Here is a 13,834-nt window from a genome sequence, read left to right as displayed (position 1 = left end):
GCCTTCCTGCGGGCGGGGGTCACGGCCGGACCGAGACCGTGGTGAGGTCGAGGAACCAGGACTGCGGCTGGACCAGGCCCTGCACCTTCGGCGAAAGGGCCCTGGGGTTGCGGTCGTTGACCACGAACAGCCACGGCGCGTCCTCGGTCACCAGCTGGAGAGCCTGCCGGTAGTCGCCCTGCCGCTTGCTCTGGTCCGGCGAGGCGGCGGCCGAGGTGAGCAGCGCGTCGACCTTCGGGTTGCTGTAGTGGCCGGTCCAGAACGGGCTGTTGGAGCCCACGAACAGCGGCAGCAGCGCCTCGGACTGGAACAGCGTGGTGGACTGCGCGATGGCGTCCGAGTCGAGCGCGACCTTGCCCTTGGCCTCCGCCCCGATCAGGGTGGACCAGTCGGTGGTGCGCAGCTCGACCTTGATGCCGACGGCCGCCAGGTCGCGCTGGATCGCCTCGGCGATCGGCACCGGCACCAGGTTGCCCGAGCCGCCGGTGGGCACCGTGACCGAGCTGGCGAAGCCGCCGGAGAGACCGGCCTCGGCCAGCAGCTGCTTGGCCTTGGCCGGGTCGTAGGAGTACGCGTCGCCCGCCTTGTCGTACGCGGCGGTGGCCCGGGGCGCGGCCTGGTAGGCCGGGTCGGCGGTGCCGTGCAGCAGCTTGTCGGCGATCGCCTGGCGGTTGATCGCGAAGTTGGCCGCCCTGCGCACCCGGGGGTCGCTCCACGGCGCCTTGGTGGTGTCCAGGATCCAGTACCAGAGGTGGTCGTAGCTGTTGGTCAGGACCTGCACGCCGTCGGCCTTCAGGCTGTCCAGGTCGTCCGGGTTCGGGTACTCGATCCAGTTCACCCCGCCGGAGCGCAGCGCGGCGGTCCGGGCGGCCGCGTCCGGGATCGGCTTGACCACCAGCTTGTCCAGCTTGGGTGCGCCGCGCCAGTAGCTCTTGTTGGCGACCAGCTCGATCTGCTGCCCCTCGGTGTACGAGGAGAACGCGAACGGTCCGGTGCCGACCGGGTGTTCGGCGAACTTGGCGGAGCCGGTCTTCTTGACGGCGGTCGGGCTGGCGATCAGGACGTGCGCCAGGTCCTCCGGGAAGTGGCCGTTCGGGTCCTTGGTGACCAGCTCGACGTGGTCCGCGTCCACCTTGCGGTAGGCGGTGATGTCGCCCGCGTACTCCTTGGCGGCGGCGCCGAGCGCGTCGGTCCAGTTCTCGCTGTCCTTCTTCAGGTAGCGGTCCAGGTTGAACACCACCGCGTCGGCGTCGAACGGGGTGCCGTCCTGGAAGGTGACGCCCTTGCGCAGGGTGAAGGTCCAGGTCTTCGCGTCCGGGCCGACCTGCCAGGACTCGGCCAGTGCCCCGGTGACGGCCGGCGGCTTGTCGGTGACGGACAGGTCGTAGCGGGTCAGGCCCTCGTAGATCTGGAAGCTGACCAGCCGCTTGCCCTCGAAGCCCGCGCCGCCGATCACGGTGTCCGGGTTGGGCAGCTTGCCGGTGGCGCCGATCACCAGGGTGCCGCCCCGGCCCGAGCCGGCCGCGTCCGAACCGGGCCCGGTGGCCGGGTCGGAGGCACAGCCGGCGGTGGCGAGCAGCAGGGCGGCGGCCGGCAGGGCGACGGCTCTGGAGCGGGTGCGGGCGAGCGGGTGACGGTGCGTCATAGTGCGTTCCTCGGTGCGTGGAGTGCGTGGAGTGCGTGGAGTTCTGGCTCGGATCGGAGGTGCGGAAGGGTGCCGGTGGCAGCGTCCAACAGGGCTCGGGTGTACGGGTGTTGCGGATCGGACCAGAGCTGCTCGACCGGACCCTGCTCGACCACCAGGCCGCCCCGCAGCACCAGCACCCGGTGGGCCAGCTGCCGGACCACGGCCAGGTCGTGCGAGATGAACAGGTAGGCCAGGCCGGTCCGTTCCTGCAGTTCGGTCAGCAGGTCGAGCAGCCGGGCCTGCACGCCCCGGTCCAGCGCCGAGGTCGGCTCGTCGCAGACCACCAGCTCGGGACGGGTGGCCAGGGCCCGGGCCACCGCCACCCGCTGGAGCTGTCCGCCGGACAGCTCGCGCGGGTAGCGCCGCGCCAACTCCGGCTTCAGGCCGACCTGGTGGAACAGCTCGGCGACCAGCTCCGGACGGTCCCGGCGCGGGGTGCCGTGCAGCCGCAGCGGGTCGGCCACCGCATCGCCCGCGCGCAGCGCCGGGTTGAGCGAGCCACGCGGGTGCTGCGGGACGAACTGGAGCCGGGCCCGGACGGAGCGGGCGCCCCGGCCGCGCAGCCGGTACGGGTCGTGGCCGGCGAAACGGACGGTGCCCTCGTCCGGCGCGAGCAGCCCGAGCGCGAGCCGGGCCAGGGTGGACTTCCCGGAGCCGGACTCGCCGACCAGGCCGACCGTCTCGCCGGGGGCCACGTCGAGGCTGACATCGGCCAGGGCGGTGCGGCGGCCGTAGTTCTTGTGGACCGCTTCGATCGTGAGCAGGCGCAAGGTTGCACTGTCCAGGGGCTCGGGGAACTGCGAGGGTTCGTGGCCGGCGGGTGTCACTGCGAAAGTGCTTGACCCGGTACGTACGTTGAACGCTCCTGAGGTCGGCGTCGCAGTTCCCCGAGCCCCTGACGGCTGGTCGCTTGCCGAGAGGTTCATCGGAGGGCTCCCGGTTCTGCGGCGAGGAGTTCGGTCGGGCCGGAGGCCACCACCCGGCCGTCCTGGACGATCGCCACGTCGCCGCCGATCCGGCGGGCCGCCGCCAGGTCGTGGGTGACCAGCAGCAGGGCGATGCCGCACTCGCGGCGCAGCTCGTCGAAGAGGTCCAGGATCCGGCCGCGGACCAGGGCGTCCAGGGCGGTGGTCGGCTCGTCGGCGATCAGCAGTTCGGGGCCGCAGCACACCGCGATGGCGATCGCGGCCCGCTGCCGGAGCCCGCCGGAGAGCTCGTGCGGGTAGCTCCGGGCGACCCGTTCGGGTTCGGGGATGCCGGCCAGTTCCAGCAGCCGGGGCACCGCCGCCCTGGCGGCCCGTCGGCCGTCGGCCTGCCCGTGCCGCCGGAGCACCTCGGCCAGTTGCGGGCCGATCCGGCGCAGCGGGTCCAGCGCGCCGGTCGGGTCCTGCGGCACGTAGCCGATCCGGCGGCCGCGCACCCGGGACCAGTCGCGGCCGGTCAGCCCGCGCAGCTCGGTGCCGACGAGCCGGATGTCACCGGAGACCTCGGCGCCGCGTCCGGGCAGGCCGAGCACGGTCCTGGCGACGGTGGTCTTGCCGCTGCCGGACTCGCCGAGCAGCACCAGCGCCTCCCCGGCGGCGATCTCGAACGAGACGTCGGTCACGGCCCGGACCCCGCCGGGGTAACCGACCGTCAGGCCGGTGACGGTCAGTGCCGCGCTCATCGGGTCACCGCCGGGAGGTGGGCGCCGCTGTCGCCGAGGCGGCGGCGGAGGCGTTCGCCGAGCGTGTTGAAGAGCACCGAGACCAGCAGGATCACCACGGCGGGCTGGACCGCGACCCAGGGGTGGGTGAGCAGCGCGGGCCGCAGCTCGTCCAGCATCGCCCCCCACTCGGCGGTCGGCGGGGCGACCCCGAGGCCGAGGAAGGACAGCCCGGCGGCGTACACCACGGCCAGCCCGACCAGCGAGGAGGCGTACACCAGCACCACCGGCGCGACCACCGGCAGCACCTGACGCACCGCCAGTTCGAACGGACCGGCGCCGCCCACCCGGGCCGCCTCCAGGTACTCGGCGGTGCGGATCCGGCGGACCTCGGTGAAGCCGACCCGGGCCACCGCCGGGGTGAGCACCACCGAGAGCGCCAGGACGGTCGCGCCCAGACCGGGCCGCAGCAGGGTGGCCACCGCGATGGCCAGCAGCACGCCGGGGAAGGCGTAGAGCACGTCGAGCGAGCGCAGCAGGGCCTGTTCGGTGACCCGGCCGCCCAGTCCGGCCGCGACGCCCAGCAGGGTGCCCAGCACGGTGGCCAGCAGCACCGGCACCAGGCCGCCGACCAGGGAGGCGCGGGCGGCCCAGATCAGCCGGCTGAGCACGTCCCGGCCCTGGCCGTCGGTGCCCAGCAGGTGGCCGGCGGTGCCGGGGTCGAGCAGGCGGGTGTCCAGCGAGCCGGCCGCCGGGTCGTACGGGGCGACCAGCGGGGCGGCCAGCGTCAGCAGGAGCAGCAGCAGCGCGGCGCCGAGTGCGAGCAGCAGGACGGTGTCCTGACGGAGGGTCGGCTTCACGGTCAGCCCCGCACCCGGGGGTCGACGGCCGCGTGCGCCGCGTCCACCAGCAGGTTGATGCCGACGAAGGCGACCGCGACCAGCAGCACCCCGCCCTGCACCAGCGGCAGGTCACGGGCGGACAGCGCGTCGAACAGCAGTCGGCCGACGCCCGGCCAGGCGAACAGGGTCTCCACGAACACCACGCCCTCCAGCAGGTAGGCCAGTTGCAGGCCGCCGATGGTGAGCAGCGCGGGGGAGGCGTTGTGCACGCAGTGCCGGAGCACGGCGGCCCGGCTCAGGCCGCGGGCCCGCAGGCTGTCGGCCAGCTCGCCCGCCAGCACCGCGGCCAGCGCGGCCCGGAACACCTTGGCCGTCAGTCCGAGCGGCACCAGCGCGGCGGCCACCGCGGGCAGCACCAGGTGCCGCAGCAGGTCGCCGGGGCCACCGGAGCCGAACACGTCGTGCGTGCCGCCGGCCGGCAGCCAGCGCAGCTGGACCGCGAACACCGCGATCAGCAGCAGCGCCACCGAGTACTGCGGCGCGGAGACCGCGAGGGTGCTCAGCGCGTCACACACCTTGCCCGGCAGCCGGTCCGGACGGACGGCGCCGAGCGTGCCGAGCAGCACCCCGCCGACCAGCACCAGCAGGAAGGCGGCCCCGGTCAGCAGCAGGGTCTGGCCGGCCGCCGAGCCGAGCAGGTCCTGCACCGGGCGCTGGGCGGAGATCGACACCCCCAGGTCGCCGCGGAGCGCGTGCGTCAGCCAGCCCAGGTAGCGGACCGGCAACGGCCGCTCCAGGCCGAGCCGCTCGGAGAGCTCCAGCCGGGCCTCGGGCGGGGCGCCGGGGCCGAGGAAGGCGGTCAGCGGATCACCGGGCACCAGCGCCACGGTGGCGAACACCACGACCGTCACGCCGAGCAGCGTCGGGACCGCGAGCAGCACCCGGCGCAGCAGGAACCCGGTCATCCGCACACCCCGTTCGGCAGGGTGGTGGGCGGGGCGGCGGGCATGGCGGACTTCCTTCCGAGGATGCGGGGTGGGGCCGTCCGGACGGGCCGCGCAAGGGCGTTCGGGCCGTGGCGAGGGACGGGCGGACCAGGTCGGCAGTGCCGAGCCGGTGTCACGAAGGTTGCGGATCGGGACCACTGACAGCCAGTCAGCAGTTCATGCGGATACCCCTGGTCATAGGACGAGCGGGCCCCGGCAGGGCGCTGCCCCGGCCGCCGGACCGCAGTCCCGTCCTTGACCTGCTAGGGGCACCGACCTAGGGTGCCGGTATGGCAATCCGGCGGACCGACTTCACCCTGGTCGGGATCGGCGGCTCGTGGCACCGACGGTGTTTCGACGAGCTGTGTCCCCGCGCACCTCGGCGCTGACCGCCAGCCACCCTCTCGGCAGCGCCCTCATGGCCCGTCCGGCCCGCCGCCCGTCCCCCCACGGCTCGCGGCCGTCGTACCGAGCCCGCCGCAGTGCCGTGCCCCCCAGGCCCGGCCCGCCACGTCCGAGGGGACCGCAACGCCATGCCGTACCACGCCCTGTCAGCTCACCCCACGTCCCTCGCCCAGCACCCGGACGGTGTGTGATGGCGGCCCTGACCAGCCGGAGCGCCCCGGCCACCGCGCGCGGCCACCGGGTCGGCCCGCGCCGCTACCCGCACCTCGGCGGCGCCCCGGCCGTCGCGGTCGAGGCCCTGCACACCGAGATCGACAACCCGCTCGACCTGATCGCCGGTCACCAGCTGCTCACCGAACCGACCGGCGCCGGCCGCCGGGCCGCCGCCGAACGGCCGGTGGCCGCCCGGTGCGACTGCGGGCACCCGGTCTGCCGGGACCGGACCGACGAGACCCGGATCTTCCTGATGGAACGTCATCCGGTGGCCAGCGCGGGCCTGCGCTCGGTGCTGGCCACCGTGCCCGGCCTCACGGTGGTCGGCAGCACCGGCGACCCGGCCGGGGCGGTGGCGGCGGTCCGCCGGGTCCGGCCGGACGTCATCCTGCTCGGCCGGGGCGCCTCGCTCGGCGACGACCTGGCGCTGGTGGCCGCGCTGCGGGGCCCCGACGGGGCGCCGGAGGCCCGGGTGATGCTGCTGCGGCGGGCCGAGTCCACCACCGAGGCGGGCCGGATCCTGCTGGCCGGGGCCAGTGGCTGCTTTCCGCTCGACCTGTCCGAGGACCGGATCATCGGCGCGGTCCAACTCGCCGCCGCCGGGGGGTCGGTGTTCCTGCCCGCCCCGCCACCGGCCCGGGTGCACCCGGCCAGCCTGGCCGGGCAGGCGGCCGAACCGGCGCTCCAGCAGGTCGGGCTGACCGGGCGGGAGCGGGACGTGCTGGCGCAGCTGGCCCGGGGGCTGAGCAACGCCGAGATCGGCCGGGAGCTGGCGCTGGCCGAGGCGACGGTGAAGAAGCACCTGACCCAGGCCATGCGCAAGATCGGCCAGTCCGACCGGCTGCGGGCCGCCCTCTACGCCCACCGCCACGGCCTCGCGGGCTGACCTTCGGCACATGCTGGGGCAGCCAGGGGGTCGGGGCTGTGCTGATGTGCGGCTCCGCCGCGTGGGCGAGGCCGGTGGCACACGCTGCGGTAGCCAGGGGGTCGGGGCTGTGCTGTTGTGCGGCTCCGCCGCGTGGGCGACGCCGGTGGCACACGCTGCGGTAGCCAGGGGCTCGGGGCTGTGCTGTTGTGCGGCTCCGCCGCGTGGGCGACGCCGGTGGCACACAGTCCGGAAGACAGGGGCTCGGGGAACTGCGACGCCGACCACGGGGCGGGTTCAAGGTGCGGGTGTGGTCAACCCCGGGCGTGGCTGAGGTCTGCGGTGCGTGCGGGTTCAGGCGCAAGTGCCTGACCATCCACGTAGCGATCACGCTCCGGAGGCCGGAGTCGCAGTTCCCCGAGCCCCTGATTCGTCCGAAGCGCCTGCCAAAAGGTCGGCGTCGCCCGCGCGGCGGAGCCGCACATCAGCAGTTCCCCGAGCCCCCGGCTGCCGCAGCGTGTGCCGATGGTGGGGCGACCTTTGGAGTAGGTGGGTGCTCCGATGGTCGCCACAACCGGGTCCGTTCGGGGCTACTTCGTCAGGTGGCGTGGTTTCTAGCGTGGGGGTACACGCCAGAACCCGCCGAAGGGAGCAGTCCGTTGAGCGATGTGCCCGAGGGTGCCGCAGCGCCCGCGCAGCCTGCGCCGGCCACCGCCGTCCTTCCCCAGCCCGCCGCCGTCACCGTTCCCGGCTCGGGTCTCGGCGGCTGGGCCGAGCAGCCCAGATCGCCGTACCGCACCATGCCGGAGGCCGAGCGCTCGGCGCTCTGGCGCCAGCGGCTGCACGAGGCCGAGGCGGGGCTGACCCGCTATCTGGTGTCCCGGGGGGACGGCATCCACCTGACCGACTGGTTCGCGCTGCAGTCCGCGATCTTCGCCGACCTGCCGGCGGAGGAGACCGCCGGGGCGGCGGAGTGGCAGCGGGTGTTCTTCCGGGGCCAGGCGCTGATGGAGCGCTTCCTGGTGGGCCGGTACGGCGAGCCCGCGCTGGCCGACTGGGCCAGGTCCAACGCCGAGGTGCACCGGGAGGTCGAGCCGGACCACGGCCGGGGCGCCGCCGACCCGATCCACCGGATCGCCCGGCAGGCCGAACTGTACGGATCCGACTACGAGTTCGACGACGAGGCGCCGCCGAACGCCGAACGGGCCGCGCTCACCATCACGCACTGCGCGATCTGGGACTACCGCGAGCAGGCCCGGCGCAGCGGGGTCCGGCTCACCCTGGCGTCGCCGTGCACGTACTGCACCGAGGCGCTCTCCTCGAACATCCGGGCCAAGGGCTTCCGCCCGGAGCACCGGCTGCGCAGCGGCCCGACCGGGCACGGCTGCCGCTGGGAAGCCTCGGCGCCCACCGAATCCGACTCCCGCCAGGAGGCATGATGTGCGGCCTGACCGGCTGGCTCGACTGGGACACCGACCTGCGGCACGCGGCCCGCACCGTCCGGGAGATGACCGCGACCCTGGCCTGCCGGGGCCCGGACGCCGAGGGCGTCTGGCTGTCCCGGCACCTGGCGCTCGGCCACCGCAGGCTGTCGGTGATCGACCTGGACGGCGGGGTGCAGCCGCTGGCCGACGCGGAGGTGCCGCAGGCGGTGCTCGCCTACAACGGCGAGCTGTACAACTACCGCGAACTGCGCCGGGAGTTGGAGGGGTACGGGCACCGCTTCCGGACCGACTCGGACACCGAGGTGGTGCTCCGCTCGCACCTGCAGTGGGGCGCGGCCGCGCCGGAGCGGTTCAACGGGATCTTCGCGTACGCGGTCTGGGACACCCGGGGTGAGGAACTGCTGCTGGTCCGGGACCACCTGGGGATCAAACCGCTGTACTGGCACCCGTACCGCAGCGGGGTGCTGTTCGGCTCCGAGCCCAAGGCACTGCTGGCCAACCCGCTGTTCCCGGCCGAACTCGACGCGACGGGGGTGGCCGAGCTGTTCGCCCTGCCCGCCGCCCCGACCGCCGGGCACGGGCTGTTCCGGGGGCTGAACGAGGTCCGCCCCGGTCACCTGCTCCGGATCACCCGGGGCGCGACCACCGAAGTGCGGTACTGGAAGCTGGAGTCGGCCGTGCACACCGACTCGCCGGCCGAGACCCGGGCGCACGTCCGGGAGCTGCTGGCCGACGCGGTGGAGCGCCAACTGCTCAGTGACGTACCGCTCTGCACGCTGCTCTCCGGCGGGGTGGACTCCAGCGCCATCACCGCACTGGCGGCGATCGCCAGGGAGCGCAACGGCCAGGGCAAGATCACCAGTTTCTCGGTGGACTTCCCCGGCAGCGCCGACCGCACCCCGGACGCCTGGCGGACCAGCCTGGACGCGCCGTACGTCCAGGCCGCCGCCGAGCACATCGGCACCCTGCACACCTCGGTGCTGATACCCGACGACGACCTGCTGCTGGCCCGGGACGCCGTGCTGCGGGCCCGTGACCGGCCCGGCTGGGGCGAGATGGACGCCTCGCTGCACCTGCTGTTCCGCGAGGTGCGGCACCGCTCCACCGTCGCGCTGTCCGGGGAGGCGGCCGACGAGATCTTCGGCGGCTACCCCTACTTCCACGACGCGGCGGCGCTGGCGTCCGGCACCTTCCCCTGGCTGCACGGCCGGTCCACCCCGGCCGAGCTGCTCCGCCCCGAGGTGCGGGCCGAGGTCCGGCCGGCGGAGTACACCGCCGAGGCGTACCGCCGCTCGATCGCCGAAGTCCCGGTGCTGGCAGGGGAGTCGGCGGCCGACGCCCGGGTCCGTGAGGTGTTCCACCTGGCGCTGACCCGGTGGCTGCCGCCGCTGCTGGACCGGGTGGACCGGGTGTCGATGTCGGTCGGGCTGGAGGTCCGGGTGCCGTTCTGCGACCACCGGCTGGTGGAGTACCTGTGGAACGTGCCGTGGGCGCTCAAGGCACCGGAGGGCCGGGCCAAGGGACTGCTCCGGGACGCCGTCCGGGACCTGCTCCCACCGCAGGTGACGGACCGTCCGAAGAGCGGCTATCCCTCCACCCCGGCGATCCGTTACACCGAGGTGCTCACCGAGCGGGCGCACGCGCTGCTGGCCGACCCACAGGCCCCCGTCTTCGACCTGGTCGACCGCGCGCTGGTGCGCCAACTGCTGGCCGAGGGCAGGCCGTTGCCCAGTCCGCGGACCGCGCCCAACCCGGTCGGCGGGCTGGACCACCTGGTCCAGGTCGACGAGTGGCTGCGCGCCTACCGGGTGGGGCTGCGATGAGCCCGCTGCGCCCGCGGCCGTCGGCCCCCCGAACACCCGTCGTACCGGACGCGGTCCGGGCCGCCGCCCGGTACTGGACCACCGGCGTCGCGGTGCTCACCGCCCGGGACGGCGACGAGGTGTTCGCCAAGACCGTCTCCTCCTTCACCACCCTCTCCCTGGACCCGCCGCTGATCAGCGTCGCGGTGGCCGCGCACAGCCCGCTGGCCGCGGCCGTCCGCGCCGACGGGCGGTACGCCGTCTCGGTGCTGGCGGCGGACCAGCAGGGGGTCGGCCGGCGCTTCGCCACCCCGGGCGCGGGCCGCGCGCTCGGGATGTTCACCACCGTGCCGATGCACACCGAGGCGACCGGCGCACCCGTCCTCGACCACTGCCTGGCCTGGTTCGACTGCCGGCTCAAGGCGGTCCTGCCCGGCGGCGACCACGCCCTGCTGATCGGCGAGGTGCTCGCCGCGGACGGCCGGCCGGGCGAACCCCTGCTCTACCACGACGGCCAGTACCGCCAGTTGACCGCACAGCACGCCATGACCTCGACAGGAGCCCACGCATGACCCTGCTGGACACGCCCGCCCTCGGACGGGGCCTGCTCACGGGCGAGCGGTACCTGGCCGAACTCGACGACGGCCGCGAGCTCTACCTCGACGGCAAGCGGGTCGACAACCCCGCCGAGCACCCGGCCTTCCGGCCTGCCGCGCAGGAGCTGGCCCGGCTGCTCGACCTCCAGCACGACCCCGACCACCGCTCCCTGCTGACCTGGCAGGACCCGGCGACCGGGCAGCGGATCGCCCGCGCCTTCCAGCCGCCGCGCACCCTGGAGGACCTCCGGCTCCAGCGCCGCAGCGCCGAGTTCTGGCACGCCGAGGCGCTCGGCCAGCACGGCCGCTCGCCGGCCTTCATGGCCTCGATCGCGCTCGGCGTGTACGACTTCCGGCACCAACTGGGCCGCAGCGACGCCCGGTTCGGCGCCAACGCGGAAGCCTGGTACCGGCACGTGTCGAGCAACGACCTGGTGCTCTCGCACGCCCTCGGCGACCCGCAGATCGACCGCTCGGCCGACCCGGTCGAGGACCCCGACCTGGCGCTGCGGGTGCTGGAGGAGAACGAGCAGGGCATCGTGGTGCGCGGCGCCAAGCAGCTCACCACGCTGGCGCCGCTGGCCCAGGAGGTGCTGGTCTACCTGTCGGCCTCGTTCACCCAGCGGCGCGGCGAGCAGTTCGTGGTCTGGTTCGCGCTGCCGCTGAACACCCCCGGTCTGGTCACGCTCTGCCGGGAGCCGCTCGGCAGCTCCCCGTGGGGCCACGCCCACCCGCTCGGCGCCCGGTTCGACGAGCAGGACGCGATGCTGTTCTTCGACGACGTCCTGGTCCCCTGGGACCGGGTCTTCCTGCTCAGGGACGGCGAGCTGGCCCGGACCGGCCTGGGCCGGATCAACGCCTGGAGCGCGTACATCGGGCACGTCCGCTACCGCGAGCGGCTGCGCACCCTGCTGGCCACCGCGACCCTGGTGGCCGAGTCGATCGGGGTGGACGGCTTCCGCAACGTCCAGGAGGACCTGGGCCGGCTGGCCGGGTACGCCGAACTCACCGAGTACTTCATCGATGCCGCCGAGGCCCGGGCCAAGGTCACCGACAGCGGGCTGCTGGCCCCCGGTGACACCGCCGCCAGCCGGGTCTGGTCGGCCGAGGTGGCGGCCAGTGCGGTCGAGATCGTCCGCAAGATCGGCGCCTCCGGACTGCTGATGCAGCCCACCGCGGGCGACCTGGCCAACCCCCGGCTGCGCCCGCACCTGGACCGCTACATGCGCGGGCGCGGGATCGACGCCGAGCACAAGTCCCGACTGTTCCGGCTGGCCTGGGAGCTGACCGGGGACGGCTTCGGCCAGCGCCAGGACCTCTACGAGTACGTCCACCGGGGCGACCTGACCCGGAACCGGATCAACATCTACCGCCGGTACGACCAGAGCAGCGTCCGCGAGCGGCTGCTCCGACTGATCGACACCCCCGCCCCCGAGGAGGCCCAGCAGTGAGCACCGCGTCCGCCGTCGAGATCCAGGCCAGCACGCTGGCCGGTTACGCCGATGCCAGCCGACTGCGCCAAGTCCTGGACCGGGACTGGGTGCTGGACCAGGTGACCGGTAGCCCCGAGACCCTGGTCGACCTCGGCAGCGGCATCGGCCAGCTGCTGGAGACCGCCCTGGACCGCCACCCCTCGCTGCGGCTCGCGGTCGGCCTGGAGCGCTCCGAGCACCGGATCGCCGAGGCCGGCGAACGGCTGGCCCGGTTCGCCGGCCGGACCGAGCTGCACCAGGCCGATCTGACCGACCCGCAGCCGCTGCCGCTGACCGCCGACGTGGTCACCATGACCTCGGTGCTGCACTGGCTGTACCCGGTGGAGGACCGGATCTTCTCCTGGGTGGCCGACCGGCTCGCCCCCGGCGGCAGCTTCCTGCTGACCACCTACCACCCGGCCGGCGACGCCTTCGGGCTCGGCGGCGAGGACGAGCTGGTGCGGGCCGCCCTGGTCGCCACCGGGGTCGAACTCACCGACGTACCCGGGGTGTTCGCGCGCGGAGAGGTGCTGCCGATCGGGACCAGGACCAGGCCGGTGGACGAGCTCGGCGAGCTGCTGGCCCGGTACTTCACGGTGGACTCGTACCTGGAGCGGGACGCGGTGGTCACCGTCGAGGACGCCGCCCAGTACGAGCACTTCCACGCGGCCACCTTCGGTGACTACTACAGCCGGCTGGTGCCGCCGGAGCTGCGCACCGCGTTCTTCCGGGCGATCGGCGAGACCGCGCAGCGGCGGCAGGACGAACTCGGCTGGGTGAGTCACATGCCCGTCCGGCTGTGGCGGCTCAAGCCGCTCTAGGCTGGAGCACGACGGAACAACCATCCGCCCGAGGAGCGCACCGCATGTCAACTCCCCTCGTCAGTCAGGAACTCGGAGCCTTCCTCCGGGCCCACCGGGAGCAGCTCAAGCCGGCCGACGTCGGCCTGCGGTCCACCGCCCGGCGCCGGACCCCGGGCCTGCGACGGGAGGAGGTGGCCTCGCTCTCGGGGGTCGGGCTGGCCTGGTACACCTGGCTGGAGCAGGGCCGGGTGACCGCCTCCCGGCAGGTCCTGGAGGCGGTCACCCGGGCGTTGCAGCTGGACGCAGCCGGTCTGCGGCACGCCATGCGGCTGGCCGGCTACCACGAGCCGGCCGGCCCCGCCCCGGTGGCCGGCGGGCTGGCCGCCGCCGTCCAACCCGTACTGGACTCGTGGCCGTTGAGCCCGGCGGTGCTGCTCGACCGGCACTTCGACCTGCTCGGCTGGAACGCACCCTGGTCCGCGCTCTGGGGCCCGCCCGAGGCGGTGCCCGCCGACCGGCGCAACCTGATGTGGCTGATGGCCGCCGACCAGCGGCTGCGGACGGTGCTGCACGACTGGGAGCCGCTGGCGATGAACGTCTTCCAGCACTTCCGGGCCCAGGCCGGGCCCGCCCTGGCCGACCCGCGCACCGGCGAGGTCTACCGCCACCTGGACCAGGACGCACCGGAGCTCCGGCACTGGTGGGGCTGCCACTCGGTGGCCGAACTCACCGCCCGGGCCGTGCTGGTGGAGCCGGCCGGGATCGGTCCGGTCCGGCTCACTCTGTCGTCCTTCCACCCGGTGGACGACCCGTCGGCGCTGGTGCTGCTGTTCACCCCGGCCGGGGCCGAGGACCGGGCCCGGATGACCTCGCTGGCCGAGCACCCGCTGCGCTCGGTGCCGGCCGCGGTGGAGCGCGAGGCGGGCTGAGGTCCGAGCAGAACGTGGGAGCGGCCCGGGGGGGGGGGCCCCGGGCCCGCCCAACGAACCACCGGTCAAAGGCGCCGCCGCGGGGCGGGGGCCCGCAGGCCGCCCGGCGCCGCGCCCCGGGCCCGGCCGGGGCCGACCCGGCGG

At 74.3% G+C, this 13,834-nt stretch carries 12 protein-coding genes; 7 read left to right on the top strand and 5 right to left on the bottom strand.

Translation table 11 applies throughout. From position 1 onward, the window contains the following. Window positions 1–19: 19 nt before the first annotated feature. The 5 genes from ACIRPK_RS05495 to ACIRPK_RS05475 form a co-directional block, all read right to left on the bottom strand. On the bottom strand, window positions 20–1,645 hold the full coding sequence (locus ACIRPK_RS05495) for an ABC transporter substrate-binding protein (protein ID WP_403033375.1): 1,626 nt from the start codon (window positions 1,643–1,645) through the stop codon (window positions 20–22). Beyond that, window positions 1,642–2,457, bottom strand: coding sequence for an ABC transporter ATP-binding protein (locus ACIRPK_RS05490; protein WP_403033372.1), 816 nt, complete (start codon window positions 2,455–2,457; stop codon window positions 1,642–1,644). Before ACIRPK_RS05490 ends, ACIRPK_RS05495 begins: the two co-directional genes overlap by 4 nt. Before the next feature lie 152 nt (window positions 2,458–2,609). Continuing rightward, a complete protein-coding gene (locus ACIRPK_RS05485; protein WP_403033370.1) occupies window positions 2,610–3,353 on the bottom strand; it encodes an ABC transporter ATP-binding protein in 744 nt (247 codons plus the stop codon). Beyond that, complete coding sequence (locus tag ACIRPK_RS05480; protein WP_403033368.1) at window positions 3,350–4,192, bottom strand: ABC transporter permease; 843 nt, start codon at window positions 4,190–4,192, stop codon at window positions 3,350–3,352. The genes ACIRPK_RS05485 and ACIRPK_RS05480 overlap by 4 nt, the downstream gene beginning before the upstream one ends. Window positions 4,193–4,194: 2 nt before the next feature. Further along, entirely contained in the window at window positions 4,195–5,139 is a 945-nt protein-coding gene (locus ACIRPK_RS05475; RefSeq protein ID WP_403033365.1) for an ABC transporter permease, read from the bottom strand. Between the two features lie 616 nt (window positions 5,140–5,755). Here ACIRPK_RS05475 and ACIRPK_RS05470 point away from each other — a divergent pair. The 7 genes from ACIRPK_RS05470 to ACIRPK_RS05440 all read left to right on the top strand — a co-directional run bounded on the left by ACIRPK_RS05470 (window position 5,756) and on the right by ACIRPK_RS05440 (window position 13,690). Beyond that, window positions 5,756–6,664: a LuxR C-terminal-related transcriptional regulator gene (locus tag ACIRPK_RS05470; protein ID WP_403033362.1), complete on the top strand. Its 909-nt coding sequence runs from the start codon at window positions 5,756–5,758 to the stop codon at window positions 6,662–6,664. Between the two features lie 638 nt (window positions 6,665–7,302). Next, complete coding sequence (locus ACIRPK_RS05465) at window positions 7,303–8,082, top strand: hypothetical protein (RefSeq protein WP_403033359.1); 780 nt, start codon at window positions 7,303–7,305, stop codon at window positions 8,080–8,082. Beyond that, window positions 8,082–9,911 (top strand): asparagine synthase (glutamine-hydrolyzing), encoded by a 1,830-nt coding sequence (gene asnB / locus ACIRPK_RS05460; protein ID WP_403033357.1) that lies wholly within the window; start codon window positions 8,082–8,084, stop codon window positions 9,909–9,911. The genes ACIRPK_RS05465 and asnB overlap by 1 nt, the downstream gene beginning before the upstream one ends. Beyond that, window positions 9,908–10,462 (top strand): flavin reductase family protein, encoded by a 555-nt coding sequence (locus ACIRPK_RS05455; RefSeq protein ID WP_403033354.1) that lies wholly within the window; start codon window positions 9,908–9,910, stop codon window positions 10,460–10,462. The genes asnB and ACIRPK_RS05455 overlap by 4 nt, the downstream gene beginning before the upstream one ends. After that, entirely contained in the window at window positions 10,459–11,937 is a 1,479-nt protein-coding gene (locus ACIRPK_RS05450; protein ID WP_403033351.1) for a 4-hydroxyphenylacetate 3-hydroxylase family protein, read from the top strand. The genes ACIRPK_RS05455 and ACIRPK_RS05450 overlap by 4 nt, the downstream gene beginning before the upstream one ends. After that, a complete protein-coding gene (locus tag ACIRPK_RS05445; protein WP_403033349.1) occupies window positions 11,934–12,779 on the top strand; it encodes a class I SAM-dependent methyltransferase in 846 nt (281 codons plus the stop codon). Before ACIRPK_RS05450 ends, ACIRPK_RS05445 begins: the two co-directional genes overlap by 4 nt. 44 nt (window positions 12,780–12,823) lie before the next feature. Next, a complete protein-coding gene (locus tag ACIRPK_RS05440; RefSeq protein WP_403033346.1) occupies window positions 12,824–13,690 on the top strand; it encodes a helix-turn-helix transcriptional regulator in 867 nt (288 codons plus the stop codon). Window positions 13,691–13,834: the final 144 nt, after the last annotated feature.

It is taken from the genome of Kitasatospora sp. NPDC101801, from assembly GCF_044766665.1.
Lineage (GTDB): Bacteria > Actinomycetota > Actinomycetes > Streptomycetales > Streptomycetaceae > Kitasatospora.
This window is presented reverse-complemented; position numbering and strand designations above follow the sequence as displayed.

Bases quoted from the DNA above. Each gene is read 5' to 3' on its own strand.
- ACIRPK_RS05440 (WP_403033346.1), top strand. From the start codon at position 12,824: ATGTCAACTCCCCTCGTCAGTCAGGAACTCGGAGCCTTCCTCCGGGCC.
- ACIRPK_RS05470 (WP_403033362.1), top strand. From the start codon at position 5,756: ATGGCGGCCCTGACCAGCCGGAGCGCCCCGGCCACCGCGCGCGGCCAC.
- ACIRPK_RS05485 (WP_403033370.1), bottom strand. From the start codon at position 3,353: ATGAGCGCGGCACTGACCGTCACCGGCCTGACGGTCGGTTACCCCGGC.
- asnB (WP_403033357.1), top strand. From the start codon at position 8,082: ATGTGCGGCCTGACCGGCTGGCTCGACTGGGACACCGACCTGCGGCAC.
- ACIRPK_RS05450 (WP_403033351.1), top strand. From the start codon at position 10,459: ATGACCCTGCTGGACACGCCCGCCCTCGGACGGGGCCTGCTCACGGGC.
- ACIRPK_RS05475 (WP_403033365.1), bottom strand. From the start codon at position 5,139: ATGACCGGGTTCCTGCTGCGCCGGGTGCTGCTCGCGGTCCCGACGCTG.
- ACIRPK_RS05495 (WP_403033375.1), bottom strand. From the start codon at position 1,645: ATGACGCACCGTCACCCGCTCGCCCGCACCCGCTCCAGAGCCGTCGCC.
- ACIRPK_RS05455 (WP_403033354.1), top strand. From the start codon at position 9,908: ATGAGCCCGCTGCGCCCGCGGCCGTCGGCCCCCCGAACACCCGTCGTA.